This window comes from Vibrio sp. 11-4(1), assembly GCF_013048625.1.
GTDB classification, from domain to species: Bacteria; Pseudomonadota; Gammaproteobacteria; order Enterobacterales; family Vibrionaceae; genus Vibrio; species Vibrio diabolicus.
Map to the genome: position 1 here is coordinate 340160 of NZ_VHSY01000008.1, position 19344 is coordinate 359503.

Annotated in this window: 18 protein-coding genes and 3 tRNA genes; 4 read left to right on the plus strand and 17 right to left on the minus strand. The window is 45.3% G+C overall.

Annotated features, from left to right (window positions below; genetic code table 11):
- Positions 1-4: 4 nt before the first annotated feature.
- Positions 5-745: a cell division protein ZapD gene (zapD, locus tag FKN16_RS18275; protein ID WP_005396691.1), complete on the plus strand. Its 741-nt coding sequence runs from the start codon at positions 5-7 to the stop codon at positions 743-745.
- A 147-nt stretch (positions 746-892) separates the two neighbouring features.
- A complete protein-coding gene (gene yacG, locus FKN16_RS18280) occupies positions 893-1087 on the plus strand; it encodes a DNA gyrase inhibitor YacG (protein ID WP_005396692.1) in 195 nt (64 codons plus the stop codon).
- Between the two features lie 660 nt (positions 1088-1747).
- Here the strand turns inward: yacG and rplS are convergent.
- The 5 genes from rplS to ffh all read right to left on the minus strand — a co-directional run bounded on the left by rplS (position 1748) and on the right by ffh (position 5332).
- Positions 1748-2101, minus strand: coding sequence for a 50S ribosomal protein L19 (gene rplS / locus FKN16_RS18285; RefSeq protein ID WP_005379971.1), 354 nt, complete (start codon positions 2099-2101; stop codon positions 1748-1750).
- Positions 2102-2142: 41 nt separating this feature from the next.
- Entirely contained in the window at positions 2143-2886 is a 744-nt protein-coding gene (gene trmD, locus FKN16_RS18290) for a tRNA (guanosine(37)-N1)-methyltransferase TrmD (protein ID WP_005425529.1), read from the minus strand.
- A 27-nt stretch (positions 2887-2913) separates the two neighbouring features.
- Positions 2914-3462 carry a ribosome maturation factor RimM gene (gene rimM / locus FKN16_RS18295; RefSeq protein WP_005379964.1) on the minus strand — a complete coding sequence of 183 codons (549 nt, stop codon included), beginning with the start codon at positions 3460-3462 and terminating at the stop codon, positions 2914-2916.
- Between the two features lie 29 nt (positions 3463-3491).
- Positions 3492-3740 carry a 30S ribosomal protein S16 gene (gene rpsP, locus FKN16_RS18300; RefSeq protein WP_005379962.1) on the minus strand — a complete coding sequence of 83 codons (249 nt, stop codon included), beginning with the start codon at positions 3738-3740 and terminating at the stop codon, positions 3492-3494.
- 209 nt (positions 3741-3949) lie between these two features.
- Complete coding sequence (ffh, locus tag FKN16_RS18305; protein WP_005385423.1) at positions 3950-5332, minus strand: signal recognition particle protein; 1383 nt, start codon at positions 5330-5332, stop codon at positions 3950-3952.
- A 224-nt stretch (positions 5333-5556) separates the two neighbouring features.
- On the opposite strand from ffh, the gene FKN16_RS18310 reads away from it, so the two are divergent.
- Positions 5557-6351, plus strand: a complete 795-nt coding sequence (locus FKN16_RS18310; RefSeq protein ID WP_047008980.1) for an inner membrane protein YpjD — start codon at positions 5557-5559, stop codon at positions 6349-6351.
- 124 nt (positions 6352-6475) lie between these two features.
- Positions 6476-7744 (plus strand): CNNM domain-containing protein, encoded by a 1269-nt coding sequence (locus tag FKN16_RS18315; RefSeq protein ID WP_005396696.1) that lies wholly within the window; start codon positions 6476-6478, stop codon positions 7742-7744.
- A gap of 104 nt (positions 7745-7848) precedes the next feature.
- On the opposite strand, the gene luxS is transcribed toward FKN16_RS18315, so the two are convergent.
- The 12 genes from luxS to FKN16_RS18375 form a co-directional block, all read right to left on the minus strand.
- Complete coding sequence (gene luxS, locus FKN16_RS18320) at positions 7849-8367, minus strand: S-ribosylhomocysteine lyase (RefSeq protein WP_005396698.1); 519 nt, start codon at positions 8365-8367, stop codon at positions 7849-7851.
- A gap of 84 nt (positions 8368-8451) precedes the next feature.
- On the minus strand, positions 8452-9057 hold the full coding sequence (locus FKN16_RS18325) for a hypothetical protein (RefSeq protein WP_170903315.1): 606 nt from the start codon (positions 9055-9057) through the stop codon (positions 8452-8454).
- Between the two features lie 24 nt (positions 9058-9081).
- Positions 9082-10650, minus strand: coding sequence for a glutamate--cysteine ligase (gene gshA / locus FKN16_RS18330; RefSeq protein ID WP_170903316.1), 1569 nt, complete (start codon positions 10648-10650; stop codon positions 9082-9084).
- A 156-nt stretch (positions 10651-10806) separates the two neighbouring features.
- Positions 10807-13650 (minus strand): pitrilysin family protein, encoded by a 2844-nt coding sequence (locus FKN16_RS18335; RefSeq protein WP_170903317.1) that lies wholly within the window; start codon positions 13648-13650, stop codon positions 10807-10809.
- Positions 13651-13659: 9 nt separating this feature from the next.
- Positions 13660-14121 (minus strand): YqaA family protein, encoded by a 462-nt coding sequence (locus tag FKN16_RS18340; protein ID WP_005396704.1) that lies wholly within the window; start codon positions 14119-14121, stop codon positions 13660-13662.
- On the minus strand, positions 14115-15065 hold the full coding sequence (locus FKN16_RS18345; protein ID WP_170903318.1) for an NADP-dependent oxidoreductase: 951 nt from the start codon (positions 15063-15065) through the stop codon (positions 14115-14117). The genes FKN16_RS18340 and FKN16_RS18345 overlap by 7 nt, the downstream gene beginning before the upstream one ends.
- Before the next feature lie 123 nt (positions 15066-15188).
- Positions 15189-16319 (minus strand): sodium ion-translocating decarboxylase subunit beta, encoded by a 1131-nt coding sequence (locus FKN16_RS18350; RefSeq protein WP_170903319.1) that lies wholly within the window; start codon positions 16317-16319, stop codon positions 15189-15191.
- A 9-nt stretch (positions 16320-16328) separates the two neighbouring features.
- Entirely contained in the window at positions 16329-18113 is a 1785-nt protein-coding gene (gene oadA / locus FKN16_RS18355; RefSeq protein WP_170903320.1) for a sodium-extruding oxaloacetate decarboxylase subunit alpha, read from the minus strand.
- Positions 18114-18144: 31 nt separating this feature from the next.
- Complete coding sequence (locus FKN16_RS18360) at positions 18145-18402, minus strand: oxaloacetate decarboxylase subunit gamma (RefSeq protein ID WP_114323628.1); 258 nt, start codon at positions 18400-18402, stop codon at positions 18145-18147.
- A gap of 557 nt (positions 18403-18959) precedes the next feature.
- Positions 18960-19036 (minus strand) — tRNA-Arg (locus tag FKN16_RS18365).
- Between the two features lie 52 nt (positions 19037-19088).
- Positions 19089-19165: transfer RNA gene (locus FKN16_RS18370), tRNA-Arg, on the minus strand.
- Positions 19166-19217: 52 nt separating this feature from the next.
- A tRNA-Arg gene (locus tag FKN16_RS18375) sits at positions 19218-19294 on the minus strand.
- Positions 19295-19344: the final 50 nt, after the last annotated feature.

A 19344-nucleotide genomic window follows, 5' to 3' on the forward strand; every position in this document is an offset into this window, starting at 1 on the left:
GTCGATGACCACGCACAAATTTGAACATCCGTTAAATGAGAAAACTCGTATTTATCTAAGAGTGGAGTCTCTGCTGCGTCAGGCTCACTTGGCCTCTGGGTTTAGCGAAAATCACCAGTACCAACTGTTTTTTCGTGCGTTATTCGATATGGTTGAAATCTTCGAACAGATCCAGCTGAAAAGTGAACTGGCCAAAGATTTAGAGAAACAACGACTGTCGTACCGCCATTGGCTCAATGTTGATGGTGTCGATCAAGACGCATTAAATACCTTGCTACAAGAGATAGATGTCGTTCATAGCCAACTAATGGGTGCAGAGCGTTTTGGTCAAGCACTAAAAGAAGATCGCTTCCTAAGCTCTATCCGCCAACGCTTTAATCTACCGGGTGGTTCATGCTGTTTTGATTTGCCAGCGTTACATTACTGGCTTCACCTACCCATTGAACGTAAAAAGCATGATGCGCAGCAGTGGCAAGCAAGCTTAAGGCCCTTGTCTGATGCGCTTTCATTATGGTTAAAGCTCACTAGAGAGACCGGACATTTTAAAGCTCAAATCGGTCGTGCGGGTTTCTTCCAAAGTGACGCTGATGAAGCTAATATTCTAAGACTTCACATCCCAATGGAATATGGCGTTTATCCTATGATTTCTGGCCATAAAAACCGCTTTGCGATCAAGTTTATGTCGTTTGAAAACGGTCAAGCGTGCACACAAGATATTGAGTTTGAACTTGCTGTGTGCAGCTAAGACTCACCCCCACAATCTAAAATTCAACGCTTTATTGTGCGTATATTGGATAAAATTTCGTAGCAGCAATAGCGCGTTGAATAAGCCATCTTGAATTCATTTAGGTATACTACCCTTTAACACCAATTAGTAATGGGACGCTCAACTATGTCTAAAATTACCATCGTTCAATGCCCACAATGTGGCGCCGACGTAGAATGGGGAGAACAAAGTCCTCATCGCCCTTTCTGCAGTAAACAATGCCAAATGATTGATTTTGGTGAATGGGCAGATGAAGAAAACACCATCCCAGGCGCCCCTGATATGTCCGACAGTGATGGCTGGTCTGAAGACCAGTATTAATTGAAGCTCTAGGGTAAAGGAATATCCTAGGCTCCTTCTTGGGGAATCTGAATCACGCTCCTTCGTCGCTGTCCAGAGTGACGAATTTTAACCGCCGTGCCCTGTAATCTTTGGCCATCATTTCCCGTCATTCCGAGGAGCCATAGCGACATCAGGAGTCTACTCACTGTAAGGACGCAGCTAAAGCTGACGACTTAAACACTTACATGCTCGACTAGTAGATTCTGAATCACGCTCCTTCGTCGCTGTCCAGAATGACGAATTTTAACCACGGTACTCTATAATCTTTGACCATCATTTCCTGTCATTCCGAGGAGCCATAGCGGCATCAGGAATCTACTCATAGCAAGGATGAAGCTAACAACTTAAACAATTGCATGCTCGACTAGTAGATTCTGAATCACGCTCCTTCGTCGCTGTCCAGAATGACGAATTTTAACCACGGTACTCTATAATCTTTGACCATCATTTCCTGTCATTCCGAGGGGCCATAGCGGCATCAGGAATCTACTCATAGCAGAGCTGAGGCGCGGAGTGTACGTCAGTGCATGAGCATCGACAGTGCAGGTCGGGTGAAAAGAAACGAGCAAGCTAATTACACAAATAAAAAAACGGAGCCCTAAAAGGACTCCGTTTAAGATGAGAACGCTAGTTATAGCATTACTTCTTAGCAAGTTTCTCTTTGATACGAGCAGACTTACCAGAACGCTCACGTAGGTAGTACAACTTGGCACGACGTACTGCACCACGGCGTTTAACTTCGATGCTATCAACGATTGGAGAGTGTGTTTGGAACGTACGCTCAACACCTTCACCGTTAGAGATTTTACGTACAGTGAAAGCAGAGTGTAGACCACGGTTACGGATTGCGATTACAACGCCTTCGAAAGCCTGTAGACGCTCACGGTCACCTTCTTTTACCTTAACTTGAACTACAACAGTGTCACCTGGTGCAAATTTAGGTAGGTCTGATTTCATTTGCTCTTCTTCAAGAGCTTTGATGATGTTACTCATTTTTTAAATTCCTAGAATAAACTGATACTAAATAAATTAGGTTACTTTGCGTTATGTTCACTAATGAACTCAGCAAGTAATTGTTCCTGTTCGTCAGTCAGAGCTAGGTTTTCCAGGAGCTCTGGTCTTCTTAGCCAAGTTCGGCCCAGCGACTGTTTTAGTCGCCATTGACGAATGTCCTTGTGATTGCCTGACATCAGTACCGCTGGTACCTCTTTGTCATCCAATACTTCTGGACGCGTATAGTGAGGGCAATCTAACAAGCCATTTGCAAAAGAGTCTTCTTCTGCTGACGCGAAATCCCCTAGTACACCCGGAACAAACCGAGAGACAGAGTCGATTAACGTCATGGCTGGTATCTCACCACCCGTCATCACAAAATCACCAATCGACCATTCTTCGTCGACTTCAGATTGAATGATGCGCTCATCTACCCCTTCATAACGACCACAAATCAGAAGCAAGTTCTCATTCGTTGCCAGTTCTTCCACTCCTTTCTGGTCGAGCTTGCGACCTTGAGGAGAAAGGTAGATGACTTTCGTCTTGCCCGGTGAGGCTGCTTTCGCGGTATGAATGGCATCGCGCAAAGGCTGAACCATCATTAACATACCAGGGCCACCACCGTAAGGTCGGTCATCGACAGTGCGATGTTTGTCGTGAGTAAAATCTCTAGGATTCCAAGTCTCAATCGACAAAAGACCTTTTTTAACCGCTTGACCTGTTACTCCAAAATCAGTAACAGAACGGAACATTTCTGGAAAAAGGCTAATAACGCCAACCCACATGTTTATCTCGCTCTGTAATTTTGGAGATTAGAATCCAGGATCCCAGTCAACTTCGATCCGTTGAGCTTCGCGATCAACATTAATGATCACTTGCTCTTCAAGGAACGGGATTAATCGTTCCTTCTGCCCGAAAGCATCTTTAAGATTTGCTTTAACAACCAGAACATCGTTTGAGCCAGTTTCTAGCATGTCAGTAACGACACCTAGATCGTAACCTTTAGTGGTTACAACTTGCATCCCAAACAATTCGCGCCAGTAGAACTCATCTTCTGACAATTCAGGAAGTACCGCAGGGTCAATAGCAATTTCAAAGTTCGTCATTAGATGCGCGTCTTCACGAACATCCATGCCTTCCAGCTTAGCCACCATACCTTTGTTATGGCGCTTCCAGCTTTCTACTTTGTACTCAACCCACTTGCCCTTTTGGTTAATATACCAAGGGCTGTAATCGAAAATGCTTTCAGCATTGTCTGTGTAGGAAAAAACCTTAAGCCAACCTCGAATGCCGTAAGTAGCACCAAACTTGCCTACAACAATCTTTTCGTTGCTCATTGTTTCTTTACCTTTCATCGACATAAACTAGTTTCTACTTTTCAAGTAAAAAATTAAGCCGCTTTTTGAGCGTCTTTAACTAGCTTAGCAACGCGGTCAGATACAGACGCGCCTTGACCAACCCAGTGGTTAACGCGGTCTAGGTCTAGACGTAGACCTTCTTCTTGACCTTTAGCAGTTGGGTTAAAGAAACCAACTTTCTCGATGAAACGGCCAGTTGCAGCGTTGCGGCTGTCCGCTACTACGATTTGATAAAATGGACGCTTTTTAGCGCCGTGACGTGCCAAACGAATGGTTACCATGTCGTCCTCTTTGCTTTCTCAAAAATAAAATTAACCCCAAAAACCATTCAAGAAATTAAATAGTTTGGGGGCTCGTGCCAAAATAAAGCTCCGGAATTTTACTCTTCTCCCGGAGCAATGCAAGGAGTTTAGTTACTTTTTCACCAACATAAATTGAATTTAAAGTTTGTGACGTACCTAACACCCTGAATCTATGCGTGATCGATTAATTAACGACCAAATGGGTTGAAGCCACCGCCTCCACCCATGCCGCCCATCATGCCTTGCATGTTGCGCATCATGCCTTTCATGCCACCTTTTTGCATCTTTTTCATCATCTTCTGCATTTGGGTGAACTGTTTTAGTAAGCGGTTTACGTCTTGAACCTGCACACCAGAACCAGCCGCAATACGTTTCTTGCGTGAGCCTTTGATAATCTCTGGGCGTTGACGTTCTTTCATTGTCATGGAGCTGATGATCGCTTCCATCTGCTTGAACATCTTGTCATCGACTTTGTCTTTCACATTGTCTGGTAGCTGAGACATGCCAGGAAGCTTATCCATCATGCCCATCATGCCGCCCATGTTTTGCATCTGGCCTAGCTGTTCACGGAAATCTTCAAGGTCGAAACCTTTCTTCTCTTTGAACTTCTTCGCCAGCTTTTCTGCTTTTTCTTGGTCAACGTTGCGTTGTAGGTCTTCAATTAAAGACAGAACGTCACCCATACCAAGAATACGTGAAGCAACACGATCTGGATGGAACGGTTCTAGCGCGTCAGTTTTTTCACCGACACCCAAGAATTTGATTGGTTTGCCCGTTACATGGCGTACTGACAGTGCCGCACCACCACGAGCATCACCATCAACTTTAGTTAGAACTACACCGGTAAGAGGTAGCGCATCGCCAAAGGCTTTTGCTGTATTTGCTGCGTCTTGACCCGTCATAGCGTCAACAACAAATAGCGTTTCTACTGGGTTGATAGCTGCGTGAAGATCTTTGATCTCCCCCATCATCTCTTCATCAATCGCCAAGCGACCTGCGGTATCGACAATCAATACGTCGTAGAATTTTTTCTTCGCATGGTCAATCGCTGCATTGGCGATATCAATAGGCTTCTGGTCTGGTGATGATGGGAAGAAGTCAACACCGATGTCTGATGCCAGCGTTTCAAGCTGCTTGATTGCAGCAGGGCGGTAAACGTCGGCAGACACAACCAAGACTTTCTTCTTGTCACGTTCTTTTAAAAGCTTAGATAGCTTACCTACCGATGTGGTTTTACCCGCACCTTGTAGACCCGCCATAAGAAGCACAGCAGGTGGTTGAGCGGCAAGGTTTAGCGCCTCATTCGACTCACCCATTACGGCTTCAAGTTCTGTTTGAACGATCTTGATAAATTCCTGACCTGGAGTCAGAGATTTAGAAACTTCTACACCTACCGCTTTTTCTTTAACGCGGTTAACAAATTCACGAACAACCGGAAGCGCAACGTCAGCTTCAAGTAAGGCCATTCGTACTTCACGTAGGGTCTCTTTAATGTTGTCTTCGGTCAGACGACCTTTGCCACTGATATTTTTCAGCGTTTTGGATAATCGATCCGTTAAATTCTCAAACATCTTTGTCTCTTCGCTAAAATGGCGATTAATTAGTGTGAGTATACATTAGCCAAGGTCTGAGTCATACCCGTACCGCTGCTCTATTCTTGTCTCTATTTCTATATGGTGCGGTAACTTATTAATTTCAATATCTCATCTCTCACGATTGATGTCGGATATAACGTAGCCCCAAAGTGTAATGCAAGGTATAATTTCCTCATTGTGCACAATAATATTTAGGATTCATGGATAGCTTAATAGCCATCGCGGCCGCCATACTTTATGTTTTGGCGATTGCGACCATCATACCCGGACTCTCACAGCAGTCAGGAATCAAAGCAAAAACAGTGTTTGCTAGTGCTGCCTGTGCGCTTGTTTTTCATGCGTGGATTTTGAGTGATCTGATTTTTGATGGAGCAGGTCAAAACCTTAGTATTCTCAACGTAGCCTCTTTGATCAGTTTTATTATTTCTCTGGTCATGAGCCTTGCTATGTTGAAAAATCGGTTGTGGTTTTTATTGCCTGTCGTTTATAGCTTTGCTGCCATCAATTTATCTGCTGCCACATTTTTGCCAAGCACGTTTATCAAGCACCTAGAGAATGACCCTAAGCTACTCATTCACATTTCTTTTGCGCTGTTCTCATACGCAACTTTAACTATCGGTGCACTCTACGCACTTCAGCTGGCTTGGTTGGATCACAAACTGAAAACAAAAAAATCTTTGGCGATTAACCCAAACCTGCCGCCTTTATTAATGGTAGAGCGTCAGCTATTCAAAATCATTTTGATCGGTAACTTATTGTTAACTGGTACGCTCATTACTGGCTTTGTCTTTGTGCAGGATATGTTTGCTCAAGGTAAAGCGCATAAAGGCATTCTTTCTTTCATCGCTTGGATTGTGTACTCAATACTGCTTTGGGGTCATTATCAAAAAGGTTGGCGTGGTAGAAAAGTTACTTGGTTCGCTGTCGCAGGGGCAACGCTGTTAACTCTGGCGTATTTTGGCAGTCGCTTTGTTAAAGAAATCATCTTGAATTAAGGAGCTCTAGGGCTCCTATCCTTTATATTTTAGGCTAGATAAAATACAGTACGCCTTAACCCTTTGACTTAACGGACTTACTCAACCGTTATATAACCCAATACTTACAAGGAACAGCAACGTTTTGGACGACATCTCTACGGGTATCTTGTTTGCGCTACTCGCGTGTCTTATCGTCATATCAGGTTACTTTTCCGGCTCAGAAACAGGGATGATGTCTCTGAACCGTTATCGCTTAAAGCACTTAGCCAAAAATGGGCATAAAGGCGCTAAGCGAGTCGAAAGGCTATTAGACCGTCCAGATCGTTTGATTGGTCTTATTCTTATCGGCAACAACCTCGTTAATATTCTCGCGTCCGCCATCGCGACCATTATTGGTATGCGTTTGTATGGTGATTTAGGTGTCGCTATCGCGACCGGTGCACTGACTATGGTTGTATTGGTTTTTGCTGAAGTTACCCCAAAAACAATTGCAGCGCTGTACCCTGAACGCGTGTCTTACGCGAGCAGTATCCTACTGACCATATTGATGAAGTTACTATCACCTTTGGTGATGCTCGTTAACTTTATTACGAATGGCTTTATTCGTTTACTTGGCGTAAAAGCCGATCACTCAGTAGAAGACCATCTTAGTTCCGATGAGCTGCGTACCGTAGTAAACGAAGCTGGCGGATTGATCCCTCGCCGACACCAAGACATGTTGGTATCTATTTTGGATCTTGAGCACGTCACTGTGAACGACATCATGGTGCCACGCAATGAGATTACCGGTATCGATATTAATGATGACTGGAAATCCATCGTTCGTCAGCTTACCCACTCACCACATGGACGCATTGTTTTTTATCGTGACCAAATTGATGAAGTGGTTGGCATGCTGCGCCTGCGTGAAGCTTACCGCCTGATGCTGGAAAAAAACGAGTTCAATAAAGAGACGCTATTACGTGCTGCGGATGAAGTCTATTACATCCCGGAAGGTACGCCACTGAACGTGCAAATGTTAAAGTTCCAACGCAACAAACAGCGTATTGGTCTGATTGTTGATGAGTATGGCGACATTATTGGCTTGGTGACATTGGAAGATATTCTGGAAGAAATCATTGGCGAATTCACGACCTCGATTTCTCCAAGCCTTTCTGATGAAATCAGTCCTCAAGGTGACGGAAGCTTCCTCATTGAAGGCAGCACCAATATCCGAGATATCAACAAAGGCCTGAAATGGGACTTACCAACGGATGGCCCAAGAACGTTAAACGGTCTTATTTTGGAGCACCTGGAAGATATTCCAGAGAGCCATTTAAGCGTGAGAGTGGCTGGTCATCCAATGGAGCTTGTTGAGATTGAAGAAAACCGTATCAAGCTCGTTCGTGTTTATCCTAAAAAGAAAAAATAGCCCCTATCTACAACTCACGATAAGAAATAAAAAGAAAAGAGCCTGATCATGTCAGGCTCTTTTTAGTTTTGGATAAATATGCTTCTTGATAAGTTTTTTAGCAACTAGTCGATGCGCAGCTCTTTTAGCATCGATTCAGGCAAAGCAAGTTCATCATTTTTGTTCACCGATACACCAGCATCCAAAATGCTCTTCGCGATCTGTTGTGCTTCTTCTAAAGAGTGCATCGCTGCCGTGCCACATTGGTATTCGTTGAGTTCAGGGATCTTGTTCTGGCTTTCTACCTTTAGTACGTCTTCCATGGCCGCAATCCAAGCATCCGCTACTTGCTGCTCTGATGGAGTGCCAATCAGGCTCATGTAAAAGCCCGTGCGGCAACCCATAGGCGAAATATCGATGATCTCAACAGAATCGCTGTTTAGGTGATTGCGCATAAAACCTGCATAAAGGTGCTCTAGTGTATGGATACCTTTTTCAGAAAGGATGTCTTTGTTTGGCGCGGTAAAGCGTAAATCGAAGACAGTAATCGTGTCCCCTTTTGGGGTCTGCATGGTCTTCGCCACTCGCACTGCCGGTGCATTCATGCGAGTGTGGTCCACGGTAAAACTATCGAGTAAAGGCATTACATCTCTCCTGATTGTAACTCCAATACCTCTCGGTACTGGATAAATGTCATTCATCCCTACAGCACATAAACAGGCTGTGGGTTAAAAGAACCAGCTGCTGTTGTCTTCCAATTCCTGACGACATTGCTTCAGCTGCCAGCCATAAGTTTTTGCAGTTTGTTCAACACGTCGAGCGACTTTGATCAAACTAGGCTTTCGCTTATAAGTACCTCGCTTGTACCCACCTCGACCTTCATGATAAGCCAGATATTGACTGTATGGGTCCCATAACGAAATCCCTAGTTGGCGCCTCGTTTCGTGAGTATACCAACCGACAAACATCATTGAATCATCAAAGTTGGTACGAGAACCGCCCTGCCCCGTCGCATCTTGGAAATCTTCCCAAGCAGGATCTTGAGCTTGAGCGTAACCATACGCACTGCTGACTCGTCCCCAAGGGATAAATCCCAATAAATAGTCTTTGGGTGGTTTCGCATCGTGCCGAAAGCTGCTTTCTTGTTTAATGATAGCCATAGCGACATGAATGGGGGTTCCCCACTTTTCTTCCATATCTTTGGCATCATCATACCAGCCGGATTTCTCTCGAAATATCTCACATAAATTATTCTGCTGCTTTGGCGGTGCCGTGGCACAACCTGCAAGTAACATGCTTCCGAGTACCGATACTACTAACGGTTTAATGTTCAATCCCACCCAACCTTTACCTATTCACTACTGCTTCAGATAAGCAAAGTAATCTTCCAAAAAATCATCAAAAGATAGCGTGTCACATTGTTCCGCTTGCTTTTGCTTTTCTACTGACGACGCCACTTCCGTTTCCATCGTATCTTGCGAGTAGTACTGATAACCGTGAGCTAGATTTTCCTCGCGGTACTTCATGCCAAGCGCACAGCCGACTTTACCTAACCCACCAAGCTCTTTCGTCAGCTCTAATAGTTGACCTGAAATCGTTAGTTCTGGGTTATCAACCCATGTCTCGAGTTTATTACACACATCTTGGTATGCACTGCCACCAGCAGCCATATCCATTTGCTGTGCTATCTGACGCAGCTCGACAAAAACTCGATGCGCCCAATCTTGCAGAGATAGACGTTCACCTTGGCAACCAATTTGCAACATTAGCCCTTTTTCACGACCAGAAACAATGACTTTGTTCCAGTTGTCGCGCCAACACTCTAATTCACAGTTGTCCATTGGATCCGAGTCTGACAAGGCCGCCCAAGTCAGGAAGAGATCAAGGAATCGCACTTGCTCTTCATCCAACCCCACTGCGCTGAATGGGTTAACGTCTAGAGAGCGAACTTCAATGTACTCAACCCCACCGCGTCGTAACGCATCTGAAGGCTTCTCACCACTTTTCGACACGCGTTTCGGGCGAATTGGAGCGTATAGCTCGTTCTCAATTTGTAAAATATTGGAATTAAGCTGGCGGTATTCACCGTCCACTTTGACGCCTATTTTCGCAAACTCTTCTGATGGGTGACGAATCGCATCGCTCAAACCATCCAGATACTGATCAATGCTGTTAAAGCCAATTTTCAGTACACTTTGCGCACTATTGGTGTAGCCCAGATCGCTCAAACGCAAAGACGTCGATTTCGGCAAATACAAAGTGCCGCCAATTTTTTCGAATGGCAGATCGGTTTCACGACCTTGAATAAAAGAGCCGCATAACGCTGGCGATGCGCCGAAGAAATACGGAATCATCCAACCAAAACGGTAATAGTTACGGATCAGCGCAAAGTAGGCATCAGACTTAGCATCTTGGCGGGCTTGTCCATCTTGCTCGCCGTAAAGCGCGTCCCAAAATGTCTCAGGGAACGAGAAGTTAAAATGCACACCTGAAATGATTTGCATCAGGCTGCCATAGCGGCGTTTTAGACCTTCTCGGTACAGGGTTTTCATTTTTGCTGCATTCGAAGAGCCGTACTGAGCAAGCTGAATATCCTCTTCCGAGCCAACATAACATGGCATAGAAAGAGGCCACATCTTTTCTTCACCCATTTTTGTCTGCGTGAAGTGATGGATATCTTTCAGTTGTGCCATCAGTTCTGGAATTTCATGTGACACTGGAGTAATGAACTCTAACAATGATTCAGAAAAATCAGTCGTGATCCATTGGTTTGTGAACGCTGAGCCTAACCCCTCTGGATGAGGTGTTGTTGCTAGATGTCCATCCTGACGATAGCGCAAAGTTTCTCGCTCAACACCGCGTCCAAACTGCTTAAATACTTCGGGGTTTGATGCAACTTTTTTTAGTCGCGCAGCAAAATCAGTCAAAATGAGGTTCGCTTATATTGGGAGCAGGACACTTGTCACAAAGGACAAGCGTAAGCTAAGTTATTGATATTTAATGCATCTAGATAAATAACCCACGAAAAGTCGCTTATCTAGATGAATAGCGGAGAAACGTTTCTCCGCTATTAAATGTGTACTCTATCGAATGATTTCAAGCTCTTCTACGTCTTTCCCCAACTTTTCTAATTGAGGACGCAGTGATTTAGCATCACCAACGACGATAATTTGATAGTCATTTGGATCAAACCACTTTTGAGCCAGTGCATTCAAAGTCTGCTTATCAACTTTTTCTACGATAGCGTTTCTTTGCTGCAAGTAATCTTGATCGAGGTTGTACTTAAGAATATCACTAATGAGTTCCGCTTTTTGTGTTGGCGTTTCATATTTCAGTGCATCTTTTTGACCGACCGCTTGACGCATAAATTTCATCTCTTCATCAGTAATTCCTGACTGCGAGTATTCATTTAGCTCATTTTCCATCTCAATGATAGAAGCAACCGTTGCATCCGCTCGTACTTGCGCGGTGAAAACAACCGAGCCAGTTTCTGGATTTCCAGAGAAGTAACCGTAAGCGCCGTATGTGTAACCCTTGTCTTCACGTAGGTTTTGGTTAATGCGGCTATTGAAGTTCCCTGCTAAGTTGAAGTTTGCCAGTTGGCTTAGGTAAAAATCGCCCGTTGCATCGTAAGGCATACCCTGACGAACCATCATGACCACACTTTGCGGGGCTCCTGGTTTATCAACAAGATGGATCTTTTGCTCACCTAATGCAGCGATGCTTTGCGGCGCATACAATGGCGCAGCTTCATCCTGCCAGTTTTTCCAGAACGTCAGCTGCTGTTCAATTTCCTGTTGTTCAATGTCACCAACAACGACGATTTGCGCACTTTGTGGCGTGTAATGCTTCGAGTAGAATTCACGGACATCATCCAACGTTAGTGCACTTACTCCTGCTTGCGTGCCGTCTTTTGGTCGAGCAAAAACAGAGTCTCCATAGAGCACTTGGCGACTCGCTTGTGATGCCATCCAGCTTGGGTTTTGGTGCTCATACACAAGACCTTCTAGCGCTTGCATCTTCACACGCTCAAAGTCTGCTTGCTTGAATGCAGGAGACAGCAACATCTCTTCGACAATTTTCAACGTCGGCTCTAAGTTCTTTTCTAAAGCAGAAACGCTGATGTTTGTTGTGTAGCCTGTTGCATTCACGGAGATGACACTACCTAGTTTATCGAGCTCAGCTTGAATCTCTTCGACACTACGTTTCGTTGTGCCTTCTTGCAACATTGCTGCGGTCAACTGGGCAAGACCTTCTTTGCCCTTTTCAACAAAACGTGTTCCCGCAGGTAAACTAAACTGCATCATGACCGTTGGTGTTTCATCGCTAACCGCACCAAGCAATTCCGAGCCATTATTGAAATGAAGCTCGTACAACTCAGGCATCGTCGCTTTCACTGGCTCCCCTACAGGCGGTTGCACAGAGCGATCGAAGTTATCGGTCGCACGACGATACGCCAATTGATCATCAGTGATCTTCTCGTATTCTGGTAGCGTACGCTTTGGCGTCACAAAGGTCGCTGGTTTTACGACAAGGTCAGTTTTTCCTTTTGGTACCACGCTTAGGGTCACTTTGTTCTTACCTTGGATAAAATCCGTATACGCTTTTTCTACCGATGCAGGCGTCACTGCGCGGATCTGCTCAAGCTGTTGCTCAAGACGGTCTGGATCGCCGAAGAATGTCTCGTTGGATGCCAACTGCGTTACTTTGCCTTTAACGCTTTCTAATGCAAAGATAGCATCCGCTTCCGCCTTACCCTTCAATTGTTCAAGGCGATCTTCTGTCACGCCTTTTTCAGCAAACTGATTGAGTGACTGTAAAAGCTCGTCGTACAGTTTTGATAGGTCGCCTTTGTCTCCAGAATCACCCATTGCGTAAACGTAAAAGTTACACGCCAGTTCAGCACAGTCATGGAATGAACCCGCATCGACCGCTTTTTGAGTCTTCACTAGGTCTTGATAGAGCACGCTGTTAGTACCGCCACCCAATACTTCTGATAACGTGTCGAGAGACGCTTGGCTTTCTTCGCCGTTGTAGGTTGTTGGCCACGCGATCATCACCATCGGTTGTTGAATACGATCCTCTAGCGTGATGTATTTGTCTTCTTGCAGTTTGGCAGGTTGTTTCGGCGCATTTTCAACCTCAGGACCACGAGGAATCGAACCGAAGTACTTATTTACCCACTCAAGAGTTTGTTCAACGTCTAAGTCACCACCGATCGTGATAGTCGCATTGTTTGGGCCATACCAACGCAAGAAAAACGCTTTGAGATCGTTCACATCAACACGATCAAGATCTTCAACATAACCAATAGTTTGCCACGAATACGGATGACCTTCAGGATATAGCGCTTCAGACATACGCTCCCAAATTAAGCCATAAGGACGATTATCGTAACGCTGAGCTCGCTCATTTTTTACAGTTGAACGCTGAATTTCAAATTTGCGTTGAGAAACCGCATCCAGCAGAAAGCCCATACGGTCAGACTCTAACCACAGCATTTTCTCTAGCTGGTTAGCCGGGACAGTTTCAAAGTAGTTAGTACGATCACGGTTTGTCGTACCATTTAACGTACCGCCAGCCTCTGTGATGATTCTGAAGTGCTCTTGGTCACCAACGTTCTCTGAACCTTGGAACATCATGTGCTCAAAGAAATGCGCAAAACCAGACTTACCCACTTCTTCACGAGCCGAACCAACATGGTAAGTCACATCCACATGGACCAATGGGTCGGAATCTTCAGGAGCTAAGATCACCGTTAAACCATTATCGAGTTTATACTTTTGGTATGGAATCTTAACTTTGCCTTCTTCCGCTTTCGATGACTCAACGAAAGTTACCCCTTTCGGCAGTGATGAAACTGGCGTATTTGATGCACAGCCCGTGATCACCAAAAGTGAACACGCGCCAACCCAAAACATCTTCATGTACTTTCCTTAAAATAATCCGAGATAGATGGCCGCAAGTAAGCTATACCTAGCAGCCTTTCCTAAAAATATTAAAATCACGCAAGGCAGAAACTTCATTCTCAGCCACCCTGCGGCTAAACACAGCGGGTCTCCAATCACAGGTAACCAGCTAAAAAACAACCCCCAATAGCCATACTTTGACAGCCACTTTAATGCGGTATGACCGTGCTTTTCTTCTTGCGCTTTGTTGGGAATCCACAAGCCAAGCCAATAATTTGTTAAGCCACCAAGCGTATTGCCGATAGTGGCGACCATAATAATTGACGAAACGGAATATTGATTTAATGAGAGAGTGGCAACTAAGCCCGCCTCAGAACCACCAGGTAACAAAGTGGCACTGAGAAAACCGGTCATGAAAAGCACCCATAATGCTGAATCTGAAAACCAAAGCGCTAAACTTTCAAAGCTCGTATTAAATGCTTCTAGCATGTCATATCAAGCAACACCTTGCCTCTGGTTCTTCCTGATTCAACTTGCTGGTGAGCAGCAATCACATCACTCATCGGATAAACCTGTTGAATTTCAGTCTTCAGTAAACCAACGCCAACCATGTACAACAAGGTATCTAATTGCGCTGGATCTGGCTCAACCAACATGCCGTTAGCCTCAAAGCCTAGGAGTTTGGCTTTTTCACAAATCAGCTCAGCTGTGATGGTTGGAACGGTTATGACTCTCGCACCGTCTTTCAGGCATTTAAGCGCATCTAACGCGGCATCTCCACCTACTAAATCAATCAAAACATCAACATCTTCAACACGTTCTGACACTGGTGCAAATTGATAGTTCACTGCGTGAGCGCCAAGGGTAGCCAGGTAGTCTAAATTTCGTTCACTGCAGGTTGTAAAGACTTCCGCTTTAGTCGCGATCGCAATTTGTACCGCGAGGTGTCCAACACCACCGGCTCCTGCGAGGATAAGTACGCGATCGTTTTCTGTCACATTGGCTTTGCTGAGTGCTTGTGCCGCAGTTTGGCCAGCCAACGGTAATGCTGCGGCAGCCTCTAAAGTAACTGAACTGGGAACATGACTTAACTCAGCTTCTGGAACACATACGTACTGACTGTACCCACCGCCTCGGACTGGGAAACCGATAAATCCAGCCACCTCATCACCATCATTAAAACGCGACGCCCCCTCTCCACAAGACACCACTTTTCCTGAGATGTCGTAACCTGGCACCCAAGGTAAATTATCTTTATTCTGCGCTGCTGCCCAACCGAGTCCGGCTCGAGTTTTAACATCAATAGGATTTACGCCTGAAAAAGCGACTTTTACTAAGACTTCACCAGGCTGTGGTGATGGTGTAGAAGCATGTTGAATCGCGAGTACGTTGGCATCACCAAATTCAGTGATAACGATCTGTTTGTGTTCCATAAACCATTCCCTGCAAGAAAACAAAAAGGGATGCGAAAGCATCCCTTTGACTATAAACCATTTTGTTAACCGAAGTTAATCGTGATTTTGTAAATTGGTTGATCATTCCATTTTCGGTAATGACTAGCCAACAAGCGCTAGCAAGATACCAGCGGCAACCGCTGATCCCAATACACCTGCAACGTTTGGTCCCATCGCATGCATCAACAAAAAGTTTTGCGGGTTAGCTTGTAAGCCGACCTTGTTCACCACACGCGCGGCCATTGGTACCGCAGAAACGCCAGCCGCACCGATAAGTGGGTTGATGTCTTCTTTTGAGAACTTGTTCAGCAACTTAGCCATTAGCACACCAGCCCCCGTACCAATACTAAACGCAACCGCACCAAGGCCTAGAATGCCTAATGTTTCTAAGTTCAGGAATTGATCCGCTTGCAGCTTCGAACCAACCCCTAAGCCCAAGAAGATCGTCACGATGTTGATCAGCTCATTTTGTGCGGTTTTCGATAGACGATCGACCACACCCGCTTCACGCATTAAGTTACCAAGACAGAACATACCGACAAGAGGCGTTGCTGAAGGTAGGAAAAGAATCGTCATGAGTAATACTGCCATCGGAAACAATACCTTTTCCCATTTACCCACGTGACGCAGTTGCGCCATTTGAATCTCACGTTCTTCCTTAGTGGTTAGCGCCTTCATGATTGGCGGCTGAATGATTGGCACTAAAGCCATGTAGCTGTACGCGGCTACAGCAATCGCACCAAGCAGGCCTGGTGATAACTTACTTGCTAAGAAAATCGCCGTTGGGCCATCCGCACCACCGATGATGGCGATAGACGATGCATCCGCCATGGAGAACTCCATACCAGGTACATAGTTGAGCAAAATAGCGCCAAACAGTGTCGCAAAAATACCAAACTGAGCTGCCGCACCTAGCCACAACGTTTTTGGGTTTGCGATCAAAGCACCAAAGTCGGTCATCGCACCCACACCCATGAAGATCAACAACGGGAACACACCCGATTCAATCCCAATGTAGTAAACGTAGTAGAGCAAGCCGCCAGGCTCAGTAAAGCCAGCATTTGGAATATTCGCCAAGATAGCACCAAAACCAATCGGCAATAACAGTAAAGGCTCAAAGCCTTTTTTGATTGCCAAAAACAGCAAGGTACAACCAACCAGCATCATACAGATTTGGCCGAACTCGAAGTTAGCGATCCCTGTTTCTGCCCAAAGGGTTAACAATCCGTCCATGATACTCCCTTACGCCAGGCTCAATAGAGGCGCACCAACTGTGACAGCATCGCCTTCTTTAACGTTCAACTCTTGAACCACACCACCACGCGCCGCACGCACTTCTGTTTCCATCTTCATTGCTTCAAGAATCAGTAGTACATCGCCTTCAGCCACTTCAGCGCCAGGCTGAACATTCACTTTAAAGATGTTACCGGCAAGAGGAGCAGGCACCGCTTCAGCAGAAGCGCTAGAAGATGCGCTAGGTGCCGTCGATTTTGCAGGCGCCGCAGAAGGAGCGACAGAGGTTAGCTCGCCTTGAGGACCAACTTCCACCTCATACACCTGTCCGTCAACACGTACGCTATAAGTTTCTACGCCGCCAGTTGCTGGTTGCGCCGCAGGTACGGCAGGCTTCGCGGCTTCTAGCGTTGGTGCAGGTTCAAATGCTTCTGGGTTTTCACGATTCTTAAGGAACTTAAGACCAACTTGAGGGAAAAGCGCATAAGTAAGTACATCATCAACACGTTCACTTGCTAGCTTAATACCTTCTGATTTCGCTTTCTCCATTAGATCAACAGTAAGCGTCTCCATTTCAGGCTCAAGCAAATCGGCAGGACGACACGTAATAGGCTCTTTGCCATCAAGTACTTTAGCTTGCAGCTCTGCATTTAACTCGGCTGGCGCTTGACCGTATTCGCCTTTCAATAGACCAGCGGTTTCCTTAGTAATGCTCTTATAGCGTTCGCCAGTAAGAACGTTAATCACCGCTTGCGTTCCGACGATCTGCGAAGTTGGAGTCACCAATGGAATGAAACCAAGATCTTCGCGAACACGAGGGATCTCTTCTAAGACTTCATCAATGCGATCCGCCGCGCCCTGTTCTTTCAACTGGCCTTCCATGTTAGTCAGCATGCCGCCAGGCACTTGAGCAATCAGGATGCGAGAGTCTACACCTTTCAACTGACCTTCCCACTTCGCGTACTTCTTACGTACTTCACGGAAATACGCGGCGATAGGTTCTAGTTGCTCGAGCTTCAAATTGGTATCTCGCTCGGTTCCTTCTAGCATCGCGACTACCGTTTCAGTCGGTGTGTGACCATAGGTACAACTCATTGAAGAAATCGCTGTATCGAGAATATCAATACCAGCTTCAACTGCTTTTACCGCTGTCGCAGTAGACAAGCCTGTCGTTGCGTGACAATGAAGTGCTAATGGCACATCACAAGACGCTTTGATACGCGTAATAAGCTCTTCCGCTTCATAAGGCTTAAGTAAGCCAGACATATCTTTGATACACAGTGAATGACAACCTAAATCCTCTAGGCGTTTTGCCAAGTCAACCCAAGTGTCTGCGTTATGCACAGGGCTTGTTGTGTAAGACAGCGTACCTTGAGCATGTGCGCCAACATCGACCGTTGCTTTAACGGCCTTCTGGAAGTTTCGCACGTCATTCATTGCATCAAAGATACGGAACACGTCCATACCGTTAGCATGCGCGCGTTCAACGAACTTCTCTACTACGTCGTCGGCATAATGGCGGTATCCTAAAAGGTTTTGACCACGCAGTAGCATTTGCATTGGTGTATTAGGCATCGCTTTTTTTAGTTCACGTAAACGCTCCCAAGGGTCTTCCCCTAAGAATCGAATACAAGAATCAAACGTTGCGCCACCCCAAGTCTCTAGAGACCAGTAACCAACCTTATCCAACTCAGCTGCGATAGGCAGCATATCCTCAATACGCATACGCGTAGCAAATAGTGATTGATGGGCATCACGAAGGACCACATCTGTAATAGCTAGTGGTTTAGACATGCTCTTAAACTCCTTTTTAATCCTGGTTCGGCTACTTCGCGAATGAGGCGCGATGTTTATGAATCGCAGCCGAGATCGCCGCCACTACTTGTGGACTAACAGCTGAAGAGGTTGATTGAATATTAGTATTTGTTTTTGGTGCTGCGATCGGCTCTGGTACTTCTTCTGGTACCAATTTCGACAGTAGCCGAACGAGATAAACAAGAATAGTGAGGAAAATAAATACGACCGCCATCCCTGTTAGCATCAGGGTGGCCGCATCTACTAGCAGGCTTCCTATATTAGTCATGTTGCTTCCTTTCTTTATCATCCTGACAACGTGCAGGACTTTAATAGCGTCAAATCCCGACCAATGGATTATCTCGATTGGTTAAATTTTGTCAATTTTGTTTAAGGGAGGTTTGTAATAATCCTGATAAATGATTATTTATTCACTACCCAGATCACAGTTCATGACAAAATAATTACTGCGAATCTGCTATCTCCTTACGAACAGAGTAAAGGAGGACATAAATAAAAACTGCGATTTGGATTTCAAAACCAAATCGAGATTTACACATAAAAACTAATAAAAACAAAAGGATGCCATTTTATAACAATTAATAAACAAATAAAAAACAAAGAAGTTACATGTAAACAGTCAAAGTGAAAGAAACGGAAATCAATATACAGGAGAGATAGTAAGGATGGATTCACAAACTACAGCAGAAACTTTATTCCAAATTGCTTAGATAAGCACATATTCGCTTTTGGAAAAGAAGGACCTCGCCTCTAACAACTCTAGGCTATAGTTCCTGATGTCCAGATACAAAAAAAGCCTCGCAATTGCGAGGCTTTTTTTGTATCTGGCGCGTCCTGGAGGATTCGAACCTCCGACCGCCTGGTTCGTAGCCAGGTACTCTATCCAGCTGAGCTAAGGACGCGCAGTTTTCGATATCAACTTTCGTCAACATCAGGGCATTACCCTTCAATAAGTGGCGCGTCCTGGAGGATTCGAACCTCCGACCGCCTGGTTCGTAGCCAGGTACTCTATCCAGCTGAGCTAAGGACGCGCAGTTTTCGATATCAACTTTCGTCAACATCAGGGCATTACCCTTCAATAAGTGGCGCGTCCTGGAGGATTCGAACCTCCGACCGCCTGGTTCGTAGCCAGGTACTCTATCCAGCTGAGCTAAGGACGCGCAGTTTTCGATATCGACTTTCATCAATATCAGGGCATTACCCTTTAATA